Source organism: Candidatus Cloacimonadota bacterium (assembly GCA_019429305.1).
Taxonomy (GTDB): domain Bacteria; phylum Cloacimonadota; class Cloacimonadia; order Cloacimonadales; family JAJBBL01; genus JAHYIR01.
Genome location: JAHYIR010000001.1, coordinates 181,366 through 195,125, shown reverse-complemented (window position 1 = coordinate 195,125; position 13,760 = coordinate 181,366). Strand labels below are relative to the sequence as shown.

Below are 13,760 nucleotides of genomic sequence, written 5' to 3'. Positions count from 1 at the left end.
TGATAACTCGGAAAGATCTTCGGTGATTAGCTGTTTGAAAAAGGGCGGTTCGTGAACCGAGGATTCGCTTCATTGATGCTGCTCTCGAGCTCGACGAAGACAACCGCCCCTACAAAGAGTATCTATTGTTGGTCAATAGTTAAAAACCTACGGGAAGTGATATTGGAAGCTGTAAGTTAAACATGAAGTTTTAGATGTTGAAGCGGTGGGTTTCCATTTCTCCGGGTCTTAGGTAATCAACTTCGGAGAATTCCAGTTCGATCAGGGTGTAATTAGGGTCATTGGTATCCTGCCAGTAGTTATGGAAATATTCACATTGTCCGGCAATTCTGGCTCTTGTTTCTTTGCTTTCGACAATGTACCCTTTACCGGCAAGACGGATACAGCCGTTATGATTGTCCTGATACAATGGTATGCAGAGTTCGATATTTGGGTTACCTTTAATCTGGATTACCTTTTGATCTATAGTTCCGGTCAAGATCCAAAATCTCTTTTCCAGGTAAAGCATGGTCACCGGTCTTACTTTGGGTTCGTTTTTATCTACCGTAGCAAAATAGACAATCTGCAGAGGTTTAAAAAACTGCCAAACCTCATTTCTTATTGCTTCGTCATGTTTTTCCATTTGTTTCAATTCTCCTGTCTAAAAGATAACTCAAACAAGAAAAGGGACAAGTAATAAACTTGCCCCTCTTCTATTTTTAATAGTCATTTGTGCAGATTTGTCCATACTGCCGAGTTAAACTATTTCATACAGCAAACCTGATATCCTACACATCAAGAACATTACTTGATCATAAGCGCTTTGCGGATCAATGTCTGGTCTCCCGACTGGAGCTGATAGAAATAGACACCAGAAGACTGAATTCTGTTGCTGTCGTCTCTACCGTTCCATTCAACCCGATGTTCACCAGCAGGAAGGTAACCGTTATACAATTCTCTGATCTTTTGACCTCTGATATTGTAGATCGTGAGGTTGATCTCTGCTTCTTCCGGTAGTGTGAAATGAATCAAGGTTGAAGGATTGAAAGGATTAGGATAGTTACCTTTCAACTCTAATGGCTGAGTGAAAGGCAGATCAATAGATGTAACCGAATAGAGATCATTAGTATCTCGAGAGGTAATAAAATGTCCTTCAGTTCTGGAATTTGGAATTCCTGTCAGGTCAATAGTATCTGTCGGAATGACATCACCGATATAATCTACATCGTAAAATGTAGTTCTGAAGTCAATTGTATTAGTTCCGTCACTTAGTGTATAAACCTGCCCATTGGCAAAAGTTGCAGACCCGTCGGCATCAGGGAAGTAAACATTTTCGATCTTGACCAGCCATGACTGATAAGTCATAAAGTCATTGAGATAGTCATTCATAGTAATAACAATCGGATGAACAACATTATCGTGAGAAGAAGCCGGTGGACCGTTTTGAGCAGGAACAAACTGGATCATATTTCCATATTCACCCAAAGTTCCCACTAGACCTGTAATGCCATCATAGACTTGATATTGAGTAGTAATAATACCAGTATTATCATCGATGAGAATTCCTCCTGTATCGTCTTGAATATACTTTTGATTACGGAAAGTCTGTTGATAGGTAAGAATGACCTCTTCGGTCAGTCGGTAGATTTCACCTTGAGGACTGGCTTTCAGCTCAGCAATATTATCAACATCAATCGGAACTTCAATTGTATAATTGGCAGTAGAAATGATACTGGGATTCAATCCTGTAGCATAGCCGCGTGCTTTGATGGTGACGTCATCGGTAACCTCAATCGGATCGGTAAAGATAGGAGATTGGTCAGTCGGATCTGTTCCGTCCATTGTATAATGGATAGTGGCATCGGGAGTGACAGTTGTTATCGAGACCATGATCGAACCGAAATAGGAACCACCGGGTGGACTGAAAGCAGGTGGAGCAACAGCTTCTTCATCACCAAAGTCGGTGAGCAGAATGTTATCAATATTAAATCTTCTACCATCTGTTCCTGAAATTGAGCGGAATCTGACTCTGACATTACCTTCAACATTGACCGTCTGGGAAAAGAGGGTAAGCTGATCAATGCCGTCAAGATTGATATCGTTTCCGATCTGAGTCCATGTGCTACCCTGATTTAAGCTGTACTCGACAACAAAAATCGGAGCAGTCGGTTGTCTATCATTGGAGAAATTTGATCTGGCATAGTAGAAAGAGATAGTCCCTAAACCATTTGCTTTATCTTCCAACATTGTCATAGTAGCTGCTAAAGCTTCTTGGTGTCTAAATCTGGCTGATCGAGAATCGAATTTCATGTCATTGTTATCTGTTCCAATAAGAACATTATCAAGATGCCAGTCTTTACCACTCAGGTTAACATTCCCGGCAGCATAACTGGTTTTAGTTTCCCCGGGACCCTCAAAATCAACGAAATATTCTTGTCTTAAATCCATTGTTGATGAGTTGTTAATGCCCTCTATCGTTGCGACAGAGGCAAACATCATGGTCAACAATCCTAAGCTGATGAGAGTAAAAATGATTTTTTTCATAGCTAACTCCTTTTTGCTATTATTGATTATCTTCGTCCTAATATGTTCAACTTATTACTTAGTATCATTACGACATTTTTTTTGTCAAGTGTCAATCTTCTGACAAAAGAGACTCTTATTGATAATGATACTAATTACATAAACTAACTATTAATCATGTAATAGTTACTTGTCAGTAGTCAATATTCTTTTTGTTGTAGTCGTTATCAGACCTCTTTTAACTCTTCCAATATATCATCATAAAGGGGAAATTTATAACAGAATTCGTTTACTTCACCCTTGATATTCTGTAAGATCTCTTCATTCTCGAAGTTATCATAGACCTTTCTGATGAACTCGGCAATTTTGACCATCTCCGGTTCTTTCATCTTGCGTGAAGTAACTGCCGGAGTACCTAATCTGATACCTGAGGCAACAAAAGGAGTTCTGGTATCAAAGGGAACTGTATTTTTATTGGATGTGATAGAAGCTTTGTCTAATGCCCCTTCCATTACCTTCCCGGATGGTCCCCCCTCTTCTTCTGTGCCGAGATTGATCAGCATAAGATGAGTATCTGTGCCATCGGAAACGAGTTTGAACCCTTTATCTTTCAACGCTTCAGCTAGTGCTGCGGCGTTATTCTTGACCTGCTGCTGATATTGCTTGAATTCGGGTGATAGTGCCTCTTTGAAGGCAACTGCTTTGGCAGCGATCACATGCATTAAAGGACCGCCCTGAACACCGGGGAAAACTTCTCTGTCAATTTCTTTGGCAAATTTCTCTTTACAGAGGATCAGCCCTGAACGAGGTCCTCTGAGGGTTTTATGAGTCGTAGTGGTAACAACGTCAGCATAAGGTATCGGGCTCTGGTGTAGACCGGCAGCTACGAGTCCGGCAATATGAGCCATATCAACCATCAGAGTCGCTCCGACACTATCGGCTATCTCTCTGAATTTAGCAAAATCCATTGCTCTCGGATAGGCACTTGCTCCGGCTAAGATCATCTTCGGTTTCACTTCCTGAGCCATTTGCATCAGGTGGTCATAATCGAAAACTTCGGTCTCTTTATTAACACCATAATGGATAACGTTATATAATGCCCCGGAGAAGCTGAGGGGATGTCCGTGGGTTAGATGTCCACCATGAGCCAATTCCAGAGTTAGAATTGTATCACCCGGTTTAACAAGAGCAAAGTAGGCAGCCATATTTGCCTGTGAGCCGGAATGTGGTTGAACATTGGCGTGCTCGGCTTTAAACAACTCCTTAGCTCGCTCAATCGCTAATCGTTCTACGACATCGACATTTTCACAACCACCGTAATATCTGCCGTAAAGATTATAATTTATTTGTCCGGTCTTTTTACTCCAGCGATAGGGGTAACCTTCAGCATACTTATTGGTCAGAACTGAACCAGCTGCTTCCAGAACTGCTCTGGAAACGAAGTTCTCAGAGGCGATGAGTTCCAGATTCTCGGTCTGACGATTTATTTCATTCAAAATAGCTGCAAAAATTTCAGGATCCTGCATTTTGATATGTTTCATAATTATCTCCTCTCTTCATAATCTTTTATTTGTTCGATACGTTTAATATGCCTTTCTGCATTACTAAAGGGAGTTGCGAGCCATAGCGATACTATTTCGGCAGCGAGTTGATGAGCGATAAATCTGCCCGGTAAGACAAGCACATTGGCGTTATTATGTTCGCGGCTCAGTAAGGCAAAATCCTTACAGTGACAGAGAGCAGCTCTGATCCCTTTCACCTTATTGGCTGCAATCGAGCTGCCAATGCCGGTTCCGCAGATTATCACAGCTCTTTCGCAACGTCCTGCAGCGACTTCTTCTGCTGCTCTGATTGATAAGGGTGCATAATCTACCGGTTCACAACTAAAAGTTCCAATATCAGTGATCTCATGTTCTTTTACCAGATTCTTCTTTAAAAAAACTTTCATCTCAAATCCGGCATGATCTGACGCTAAAGCTATTTTCATTATTTCTCCCGATCCATAGATTAAGAAATTACTGGCTCTAAGTAACTTAGAGCCAGATAAATACTTATTCTATATTTGATAAATGATTTTTAGGCGTATAAGGCAGATAAAGCTATCGAATAGAGCTTGCTCTTTTCGCAATCACCACGTGAAGGAAGAATTGCCGGAGCTTTTGCACCAACGACATAGGCACCTACTTCCGAATTAGCCAGTTTGGTCATGGTCTTATAAAAGACATTACCGGCTTCTATATTCGGGAAAAGAAGGCAATCGGCATCACCTGCTACGGGACTATTAATACCCTTAATATCGGCTCCCTCTTTATCTACTGCTACATCAAGAGCAAAGGGTCCGTCAATGATGGCATCCTTTATCTGACCTCGCTGTGCCATCTTAGATAAAATTGCCCCGTCAACACAGGAGGGCATCTTATAATTGACTTTCTCGGTAGCGCTAATAACGGCAATTTTCGGTTTTTCTATTCCGAGAGATTTGGCAGCTCCGACCAGATAGTTGGCAATAGCGATCTTCTGTTGCAGATCGGGAGCAGGAATAACGGCAACATCACTAGCTATGAGTAATTTATGATAGCGAGGACATTCAAAAACGGAGATATGGCTTAAAACTCCACCGGGCGGTAACAGACCTTTCTGCTTGTTGAGGATAGCATGCATGTATTTTTCGGTACCGATCAAGCCCTTCATCAGAAAATCACCTTCACCTGCATTTATCAAATCTACAGAAACAACTCCCGATTTAGCCTCATTCTTTTCATTCACTATATGAAAAACCGCAGCATCAAACCCCTTCTTCTCACATAATTTCTTGATCTTGGTTTCATCACCGACAATAGTAGCGTCTATTAATCCCATTGTTACTGCGTCATGAACGGCTCCTATCGTATAAGGGTCCTGACCATAAGCTACTATTAACCGTTTGCGTGGACGAGCTTTTAGATACTCGAACATATCGTCCAATTTCCTGATGTTCACTATTCCTCCAAAAGATTTTTTTTAGCAAAAAACTCTTCATCTATCTGCAGGTCAAGAACTTTATTGACTTTAGGTAAATATTCGCCGCTGTAAAGTTGGAAAAAAAATATTATTACCACAGAGGTACGGAGGACACGGAGAAAAAGGTAGAGGTTCCACAGGAAGGAGAAGCAGGGGAAAAGAGTGATCAGTGATCAGTAATCAGTGATCAGAAAAAAAACCAAAGGGAGGATAAGAAAGGAAAATAGATATTAGTGATTAGCTATGTAGCTATTAGTAAAAAAGGTTACGTGTTACGTGTTATGAGTGAAGGGAAAAACCAAAGGGAGGATAAGCAAGGAAAATAGATATTAGTGATTAGCTATGTAGCTATTAGTAAAAAAGGTTACGTGTTACGTGTTATGAGTGAAGGGAAAAACCTGCGGAAGAATAGTATGAAGATCAGAACGCTGGCTTTAGCCGGCAGTATCACCGGCTTCAGCCGGTCTGGAAGGCGGAACAAAGCACAGACTGAAGTCTTTATTACCAATAAATGTCACCCTGAGTGATTCTTGGAATGTTTTCTTGCTTTAGATTCCCAAGAATTGTATCGAAGGGTGAAGAATAATGAAAACTTATCAGAATTAGCTATCCTTCGATACATTCTGCTGTTAGGAGAAGCAAGAAGAAACCAGCAGAATACTCAGGATGACAATAGTCTGTCAACTACCCAGATGAAGAATTTCTTCCTTTAATTTATTAACCTAATGTTCTAACACCTAAAACCTAGAACCTATTTTTCTCCGTGTCCTCTGTGCTCTCCGTGGATGGCTTCGCCGAGCTCGGATGCAGCCACGAAGAAGCGATTTCCTCGGTTCTGTGGTTATTTACCTCTTCGAAGCTATCCTTCCAATGGACTTGCTTTGCATCTTTCTGCGCCCTGAGCAGAGCGACGGGTGCCATATGATAGCCAGCGGTTTTAACCGCTGGTAATGGGTCGTAGAGCTATTGGGTGGTGGGCGGGATTCGATCCATGACCAGACACTGAAGTGTCTGGCTATCTTATTTCATACCCCATTCGGGGCATGAAAAAACCCTTTTTTACTTCTTGCTCTGCACACAATGGACTTGCTTTGCATCTTTCTGCACCCTGAGCAGAGCGACGGGTGCCATATGATAGCAAGCGGTTTTAACCGCTGGTAATGGGTCGAAGACCCATTGGGTGGTGGGCGGGATTCGATCCATGACCAGGCACTGAAGTGTCTGGCTATCTTATGTCATACCCCATTCGGGGCATGAAAAAACCCTTTTATTTCTTGCTCTGCACCCAATGGACTTGCTATTCTTTCTTTATGTTCGCTCCCTCAATCACTCTCTCCCTCTCTCTCTCGATAAACTACTCCTTCTTGCCCCAAAAACCGAGCAGTACATTGTATAAAGTTTCCGGAGACTGAACAGCAACAAAATTAGACCATTCATTAGGAAATAGTCTTTGATACTCCAGATTAGCAAACCGTTGATCAAGCAGAATGACCACTCCGGTATCATTCTCCGATCTGATCACTCTCCCTGCTGCCTGCAATACCCGGTTCATACCGGGGAACTTGTAAGCATAATCATAACCTTTACCGTTTTTTGCCTGAAAGAACTCTCTGATCAGTTCTCTCTCCAATGATAACTGTGGCAGTCCAACCCCGACTATAATGGCACCAATCAGCTTATCTCCGATCAGATCGATACCTTCTCCGAAGACACCACCCAATACAGCAAAGGCGAGGAGATTTTCACCCTTTCCATTATTGAATTGAGTGACATATTCTTCTCTGGCTTCTTCTGTCATATCCTGCTTCTGCACAATACTCATCTGCAGGTCAGGATCATCTTTATCCTCAGACAAGATCTCTAATACCTGATTCATATACTCATACGAGGAGAAGTATGTGATATAATTTCCTTTTTTAGCTGAAACTGCCGCTTTGATATAGTCGGCAACATCCTGTAAGGTCTCTTTTCTTTTTTTGTAGATCGTGACTACTTGAGGACAGATAATAACTTCTCTGTTATCGAGAGGAAATGGAGAATTGATAATACTCTTTCTGTCTCCCGGTTCACCACCAAGAAGTTCATTAAAATATCCGAGCGGAGTCATTGTTGCAGAAAAGAAGATGGAAGATTTAGCTCTCTTCAGATTCTCTTTCATCACTTTGGAAGGATCGAGACAAAAGATCTTTATTCGCAGATCATTTTCTTTCATTAACTCGTAATAAAAGACGAAATAATTATCGAAGATCTCACTAATGCGGAGAAACGCAGTCACTGCGAAATAGAGATCAATAAGTTCATCTTTCCCTGTTTTGATCTTGTCTTTGACAAGCTGTGCCTCAGCAGTATAGCAGAACTGGCGTAATAATTTGAGTAAATCATCGGGAATTACCCTGTTAATAGAGAGCTCCTTTTTATTGGCAACAAGATCTTTCTTTAGATTGAGTAGATAAGTATTAAGAGCAGTTAGTTGTTTATATAAACCGGGTGATGATTTTTTGATACTTCTGCGAACGGCAAGAAAATCTTTCTTGAACAATTCTACTGAGTACATAGCTCTGGAACGATCTACAAGATTATGAGCTTCATCGATCAGGAAAGTATAAGATTCTCTTTCATCCTGAAAGAAACGTCGTAAATAAACACGTGGATCAAAGGCGTAATTATAGTCGCAGATGATTATATCAGCCCAAAGCGAAAGATCTAACGAAAACTCAAAAGGACAAACTTGGTGATTTTCTGCTATTTCGATGATCTTCTGGCGGGTTACAATATTAAGACCTAAACCATCATTGATCGCTTTTCTTACTCTATCATAATAACCCTTAGCATATTCACACTCATCGGGGTGACAGGCAGCATCAGGTTTGAAGCATATTTTGTCCTTGGCTGTTAGAGTCACAGCCAGAGAGTTCAATCCCTGCTCGCCAAGTAGTCCCAAACACTGTTCAGCTATGGTCTTGCCCATTGTCTTGGCTGTCAGATAGAAGATCTTATCGCAGAGATTATTGCCGAGCGCCTTAAAGGCAGGAAAGAGAACAGCAACAGTCTTACCGATCCCGGTCGCTGCTTGGAAGAAAAACCTCTCACTCCGCTCAATAGTTTTATAAACAGTAACTGCCAGCTCTCTCTGACCGGGACGATATTTCTTGAAGGGAAAAGTCATAGAAGCTGCTGAGATGTCTCTTGTCCTCTTGCGGTTTTCGACTTTCTGAGCAAAAGCGATGTACTTTTTTACCATTTTTTGGAAAAAAGAGGTGGCCTCTTTGAGTGTGATCTTCTCCCGGAATTCTTTAGTTTGATCAGTATCAATGTTATAATAAGTCAGTTGAATTGCTATGGATTTTAACTCTTCCTTCACCATGTAGATATAGGCATAGGTCTTGACTTGAGCCCAATGCAGAAAGAACGAATCGGAGAGAATCTCTTTCAGGGGAAGGGTTGTTGTCTTGATCTCTTCTAAGATCACGCCTTCATCTGTCTGCCATAGACCGTCTAATCTCCCACCAACGCTGATGGTTAGTCCGTCATATACTGCAGTATGCTCAAGAGCAACCTCTGCCTGATATCCGGCTCCTCTATTGCGTTGTACCTTCTGATGACCTTTGACTCCGGCAGTGTTTCTTGAGGAACTGGAAAATTCAAAGGAGATATCGCCTGTTCTATAAACGAACTCGACTAAATTACGTACTGAGATCTTCATTATCACCTCTCATCAGTAATTATTTGTTGAAGAATTGTTTGATTTTATCTGACGAAATTACATGACCAACTGACTTGACTACTTCATCTATAATGAGAGCGGGAGTCATTGGCACACCATAAGCCATTATATCATTCATATCGGTTACTTTCACGATCTTGTAGTCTAATCCGGCTTCTTCGGCTGCTTTGATGGCATTCTGCTCAAGCTTCTTGCATTTACTGCAGCCGCCACCTAATATCTTGATGACCATATCTAACTCCTGATTATCATCAATAATCATTTCAAACATTATAATCACTAATCCGCTAAGTAGTCAACTATTATTATTTTTTCAGGGAGTTATTGAGCCCATTTAATGTAAGTAAGGAACTTAGATGTCCTGTTGTTTATCGGTTAAAATATTACCTGGTTGTTGATCAAAGTAACGTCAATATCGATGAAGATAAATATTGACAGGTGTCGATATAATGGTTTTCTTGATTTTGATTTGCAAAGGAGCTATTAATGGATAAATATAATGATCTGTCAAAACTTTTCAAGGTATTGAGTGATCCGACACGTATACAAATACTGGATATCTTATCCTGCGGTACTCTCTGTGCTTGTGATATTTTAGAGAGTTTACGGATCAGTCAATCTACTCTCTCCCATCATATGAAAGTATTGATGGATTGTGGTTTGGTTATCGGCGAAAAAAAATCAACTTGGATGCATTACTCATTGGATCAAGCAAGAGTTAAGGATTTACATGATCTTTTAGACAATATAACTCTGCCGAAAGAGAACTGCATTTGCAATAGCAATTCGGAAGAGAATAGACGATGAACACGATAATGAAACAAAAACAGAAATCGTTAATCTATGATAACGGTAGGAAAAGTATATGAAGAATAAACAAATAAGTGGTATTAGTTTTTTTGAGAGATATTTAACTATCTGGGTTGCTGGCTGTATGGTGGCAGGAATACTTATTGGTCAATACTTATCATTCATTCCGAGATTTTTAGGAAAATTCGAGTATGCCAATGTCTCAATACCGATAGCGGTCCTGATCTGGCTAATGATTTATCCGATGATGATGAAAGTTGATTTTACCAGTATCAAGAATGTAGGTAAAAATCCCCAAGGTCTTTATTTAACTTGGGTAGTGAACTGGCTCATCAAACCTTTTACTATGTATGGGATAGCTTACCTCTTCTTCTTCTATATCTTTAGAAGTTTTATTCCGGGTGATCTGGCGAGAGATTATTTAGCCGGGGCAATTCTTTTGGGAGCTGCACCCTGTACAGCCATGGTCTTTGTCTGGAGTCATTTGACCAAAGGTAATCCTGCATATACAGTAGTTCAAGTTGCTACGAACGACTTAATAATCCTCTTTGCTTTTACTCCTATCGTAGCACTATTATTAGGGATCAGCGGTATCCGTATCCCTTGGAATACTTTGATACTTTCGGTAGTCTTGTTTGTTGTTATTCCGCTTGCCGGTGGTGTTATAACCAGAGTTAGTATCATCAAATCGAGAGGAATTGAATATTTTACCGGCACTTTTCTGCCTAAGTTCAACAACATTACGATCGGTGGACTACTCTTAACTTTAGTAATCATCTTCTCATTTCAAGGAAGAGTTATTTTGCAAAACCCGCTTCATATCATTCTGATCGCAGTACCTTTGACCATTCAAACATTTCTTATCTTCGCAATTGCTTATTTTGGAGCAATGAAACTCAAGCTTCGGCATTGTATCGCTGCACCAGCCGGTATGATCGGGGCTTCCAATTTCTTCGAATTAGCAGTGGCAGTAGCCATCGCACTTTTTGGAGCTGCTTCTCCGGTTGCCCTTGCCACCATAGTCGGTGTCTTGGTAGAAGTACCGGTGATGCTGACATTAGTTAAGATAGCTAATAAAACTACGCACTGTTTCCCGGCTGAAAGAGTAGTAAGTTAAACTTCCGGAAAAGCTCTTATAAATTCAAAAGACGAGCCTAAAACTCGTCTGTTGCTTGATCAGTCTCCAGATAGTAAGTGATAAACTCTAAATTAGAAGTGACAATCCGTAAATGTGGGTGAGAATATAATAGATCCCGGCTCCAATAAAGATCATCCCGGTGACGATCCTGACCCATCTTTCGATCTGAGAGAGTCGGTTAAAAGCTTTCCCTACCATTTTACCGGCAAAGGCAATGATCAAAGCAAAAATAATGACCGGAAGTGCCGTACCGATCCCAAACAGAGTAGGTAACAAAACTGGAGATGAATATTGGGTAGAAAGCCCTAATAAACCTATAAAAAAGAGACTCGCAGAAACCGGACAGAAAGAGAGGGCAAAAACCACTCCCATGGGAAATGACCAAATAATACCTCCATCTTGAAATCTTCTCTGCAAAGATTGTCCATTCATACTGAAAGAGACGGATGTTTGCAGCATACCCAAGATGAACATACCGGCTAAAATAAGTAATGGTCCTAAAAAAATCCCCATATAACTTTGTAGAAAACGGGATATATTAGACACTAATGTTGCTTCAGAAGGAGATGAGGTCTGGAAGAAAATTAAGATGAGAACCCCTATCCCGACATAGACGAACATTCTTCCCAGTGTATATAATAAACCTGACAATAAGACTCTTTGGGTATTGTTCAATGAACGACTTAAAAAAGAGATCGCAGCAACATTAGTGGCTAACGGACAGGGACTGATAGAAGTTATAACCCCCAATGTTAAAGCACTCCACATAACCAAAATCGAAGTCATCTGTTAATTCCTCTTATTCAGTTTGTTACTTCTTGTCTTCAAACTGTTCTTTAATGGCATTTCGCAAGTAATTCATAAATTCATATTGATTGAGTACTTTCTCCATGACCTGATCGAGTCGGGTATGACTTACCTCTACCCCATCTTCAAATCTGGCTACTATAATCGTATTACCGGAGATATTATAGCGATTTGCTAATTGACTATCTTGCAGATAATCAACGACTCTCCAATCGAGTCTTCTGTCTTCAAGGTATTCAGCAAATTCTATTCTGATCAGCTTATCTGTGTAGATCTCTATCATGTTACACTGCCAACAACGAAAAGTTGAACGAAGATAATAAACGACTATTTTTTTATCTCTTCCTGTCAGAGAGGTTAGATCACTTTGAACTCCTCTCAAAGCAAATTCTTTGCCTATAGCAAAACCGATGCTGAAGATGATAAAGGCGAGCAACAGATTTCTGATGATCTTCAAAACTAATCCCTGAGCAACCTGTTTAGCCATTCTTCCATTTCATCCTGACTCATTATCCCAACGTGTCTGTGTACTTCTGCACCCTGTTTATCGAAGAAGATGAGAGTAGGAATACTCTGGATCCCGTAGCGGCTGGAGAGGATCTGGTCTCTGTCTGTATGAACATACACAACATGAGCAGTATCGCCAAACGACTCTCTTACAGCTTCTCTTGCCGGTATCATCATTTGACAGGGAACACAACTGTCTGAACCAAAGTTTGCCATAGTAGGAATACTACTCAATCTGGCTTGATCAACATCATTATTCATTGCTAAACTGATCTTCTCAGCAGCCCAACTACCCGAGATCTCGACTTTTCTATTAGATAAAATATTTGTTATGTATTCCTGTACATACTCTTGTTGTTGTTGTTGCTTCAAAAATCCTACAATCTGCCCGCGAACTTGGTCAAAAGGCATATCACCCATTAACGCCTTATTGGCTTCATAAAATTCATTGATCTCCGCTTCCGAGGGTTCAATATCTTTAACCAAACCATAGACAAATGTTTGGATAACATCCATATCAGATATATTTGTTATGTCATGACCATCTTTAGTCAGAGAATTGCGACTCTCTTGAAGTATTACTTTTTCAGTGAATTTCTGCTCTAAGATGAAAAAAACATTATCTTGGAGTTGTTCTCTGATATTTGCCCTTGTTTGTGCTAGATCATTATCTATCTCCTGTTTGGTTATAGTGATATCAACCGAACGAAGAAGAAGATCATTCGGTAACTTGGTAAAAGTTGCAGAAGCCAATGGTGTTGATGAAAGCAGAGGATAGTTTTCAGCGACTGTTCCTTGCAGATTACCTTCTCTTGTCTTACTCTCTACTTTACTACAGGCAATTGTAATGGTTAAAGTAACGAGAAAAAGAATCTGGAGCAGATTCAGAAATTTCTTAGATATTACTAATGTAGGTTTTAACTTTGAACGCATCCAAAAACCTCACTTCAATAAGGGAACAATTTTATCAGGTCCCAGAACCTTACCGACCGAAACAACTTTCTCATCAATCACCAACCCTGGAGTCATCATTACTCCGTAATTCATGATCTTAGTAATATCTGTCACTTTCTCGACCTGAGCTTTAATTCCTTTCTCTTCTAACGCCTTACGGACATTTTCTTCCAGTTTCTTGCATTTCGGACAACCCGAACCAAGTACTTTAATAATCATTTTTCCTCCATATCTGAGTTTTTTTTCGTGTTTCAAAAGATCTATAGCAAACCTACAAGTAAATATATATAGCTTCTTTTAGAATCCTAACTAATGAGT

14 protein-coding genes are annotated in these 13,760 nt (G+C 40.4%); 3 read left to right on the top strand and 11 right to left on the bottom strand.

Translation table 11 applies throughout. The annotated features are described in order from the left end of the window. Positions 1-190: 190 nt before the first annotated feature. The 5 genes from K0B81_00855 to K0B81_00835 form a co-directional block, all read right to left on the bottom strand. Positions 191-622 carry a pyridoxamine 5'-phosphate oxidase family protein gene (locus tag K0B81_00855; GenBank protein ID MBW6515149.1) on the bottom strand — a complete coding sequence of 144 codons (432 nt, stop codon included), beginning with the start codon at positions 620-622 and terminating at the stop codon, positions 191-193. 161 nt (positions 623-783) lie between these two features. After that, positions 784-2,523, bottom strand: coding sequence for a chitobiase/beta-hexosaminidase C-terminal domain-containing protein (locus K0B81_00850; protein MBW6515148.1), 1,740 nt, complete (start codon positions 2,521-2,523; stop codon positions 784-786). 206 nt (positions 2,524-2,729) lie between these two features. After that, positions 2,730-4,043 (bottom strand): serine hydroxymethyltransferase, encoded by a 1,314-nt coding sequence (locus K0B81_00845; GenBank protein ID MBW6515147.1) that lies wholly within the window; start codon positions 4,041-4,043, stop codon positions 2,730-2,732. A gap of 2 nt (positions 4,044-4,045) precedes the next feature. Next, positions 4,046-4,489 carry an RpiB/LacA/LacB family sugar-phosphate isomerase gene (locus K0B81_00840; protein ID MBW6515146.1) on the bottom strand — a complete coding sequence of 148 codons (444 nt, stop codon included), beginning with the start codon at positions 4,487-4,489 and terminating at the stop codon, positions 4,046-4,048. A gap of 89 nt (positions 4,490-4,578) precedes the next feature. After that, positions 4,579-5,481 (bottom strand): phosphate butyryltransferase, encoded by a 903-nt coding sequence (locus K0B81_00835; protein ID MBW6515145.1) that lies wholly within the window; start codon positions 5,479-5,481, stop codon positions 4,579-4,581. A gap of 353 nt (positions 5,482-5,834) precedes the next feature. Between K0B81_00835 and K0B81_00830 the strand changes: the two genes are divergently transcribed. Continuing rightward, a complete protein-coding gene (locus K0B81_00830; GenBank protein MBW6515144.1) occupies positions 5,835-6,029 on the top strand; it encodes a hypothetical protein in 195 nt (64 codons plus the stop codon). A gap of 827 nt (positions 6,030-6,856) precedes the next feature. Here the strand turns inward: K0B81_00830 and K0B81_00825 are convergent. Then, positions 6,857-9,205, bottom strand: coding sequence for an ATP-dependent DNA helicase (locus tag K0B81_00825; GenBank protein MBW6515143.1), 2,349 nt, complete (start codon positions 9,203-9,205; stop codon positions 6,857-6,859). Positions 9,206-9,224: 19 nt separating this feature from the next. Then, on the bottom strand, positions 9,225-9,458 hold the full coding sequence (locus K0B81_00820) for a TM0996/MTH895 family glutaredoxin-like protein (protein MBW6515142.1): 234 nt from the start codon (positions 9,456-9,458) through the stop codon (positions 9,225-9,227). Between the two features lie 254 nt (positions 9,459-9,712). Here K0B81_00820 and K0B81_00815 point away from each other — a divergent pair, with 254 nt between their 5' ends. Then, a complete protein-coding gene (locus K0B81_00815) occupies positions 9,713-10,033 on the top strand; it encodes a metalloregulator ArsR/SmtB family transcription factor (GenBank protein ID MBW6515141.1) in 321 nt (106 codons plus the stop codon). 58 nt (positions 10,034-10,091) lie between these two features. Continuing rightward, positions 10,092-11,153, top strand: a complete 1,062-nt coding sequence (arsB, locus tag K0B81_00810) for an ACR3 family arsenite efflux transporter (GenBank protein ID MBW6515140.1) — start codon at positions 10,092-10,094, stop codon at positions 11,151-11,153. Positions 11,154-11,240: 87 nt separating this feature from the next. Here the strand turns inward: arsB and K0B81_00805 are convergent, their stop codons facing one another. From K0B81_00805 to K0B81_00790, 4 genes are read right to left on the bottom strand one after another with little or no spacing between them, the layout of a single operon-like run. Beyond that, positions 11,241-11,960, bottom strand: a complete 720-nt coding sequence (locus tag K0B81_00805; GenBank protein MBW6515139.1) for a sulfite exporter TauE/SafE family protein — start codon at positions 11,958-11,960, stop codon at positions 11,241-11,243. A gap of 25 nt (positions 11,961-11,985) precedes the next feature. Continuing rightward, a complete protein-coding gene (locus K0B81_00800) occupies positions 11,986-12,468 on the bottom strand; it encodes a hypothetical protein (protein MBW6515138.1) in 483 nt (160 codons plus the stop codon). Further along, entirely contained in the window at positions 12,441-13,421 is a 981-nt protein-coding gene (locus K0B81_00795; protein MBW6515137.1) for a thioredoxin family protein, read from the bottom strand. Before K0B81_00795 ends, K0B81_00800 begins: the two co-directional genes overlap by 28 nt. Before the next feature lie 9 nt (positions 13,422-13,430). Next, a complete protein-coding gene (locus K0B81_00790) occupies positions 13,431-13,661 on the bottom strand; it encodes a TM0996/MTH895 family glutaredoxin-like protein (protein MBW6515136.1) in 231 nt (76 codons plus the stop codon). Between the last annotated feature and the right edge of the window lie 99 nt (positions 13,662-13,760).

Excerpts from the sequence above, each read along its gene's own strand:
- K0B81_00855 (MBW6515149.1), bottom strand. The coding sequence starts at position 622 with ATGGAAAAACATGACGAAGCAATAAGAAATGAGGTTTGGCAGTTTTTT.
- K0B81_00840 (MBW6515146.1), bottom strand. The coding sequence starts at position 4,489 with ATGAAAATAGCTTTAGCGTCAGATCATGCCGGATTTGAGATGAAAGTT.
- K0B81_00800 (MBW6515138.1), bottom strand. The coding sequence starts at position 12,468 with ATGGCTAAACAGGTTGCTCAGGGATTAGTTTTGAAGATCATCAGAAAT.
- arsB (MBW6515140.1), top strand. The coding sequence starts at position 10,092 with ATGAAGAATAAACAAATAAGTGGTATTAGTTTTTTTGAGAGATATTTA.
- K0B81_00825 (MBW6515143.1), bottom strand. The coding sequence starts at position 9,205 with ATGAAGATCTCAGTACGTAATTTAGTCGAGTTCGTTTATAGAACAGGC.
- K0B81_00795 (MBW6515137.1), bottom strand. The coding sequence starts at position 13,421 with ATGCGTTCAAAGTTAAAACCTACATTAGTAATATCTAAGAAATTTCTG.
- K0B81_00850 (MBW6515148.1), bottom strand. The coding sequence starts at position 2,523 with ATGAAAAAAATCATTTTTACTCTCATCAGCTTAGGATTGTTGACCATG.
- K0B81_00790 (MBW6515136.1), bottom strand. The coding sequence starts at position 13,661 with ATGATTATTAAAGTACTTGGTTCGGGTTGTCCGAAATGCAAGAAACTG.
- K0B81_00805 (MBW6515139.1), bottom strand. The coding sequence starts at position 11,960 with ATGACTTCGATTTTGGTTATGTGGAGTGCTTTAACATTGGGGGTTATA.
- K0B81_00845 (MBW6515147.1), bottom strand. The coding sequence starts at position 4,043 with ATGAAACATATCAAAATGCAGGATCCTGAAATTTTTGCAGCTATTTTG.
- K0B81_00815 (MBW6515141.1), top strand. The coding sequence starts at position 9,713 with ATGGATAAATATAATGATCTGTCAAAACTTTTCAAGGTATTGAGTGAT.
- K0B81_00820 (MBW6515142.1), bottom strand. The coding sequence starts at position 9,458 with ATGGTCATCAAGATATTAGGTGGCGGCTGCAGTAAATGCAAGAAGCTT.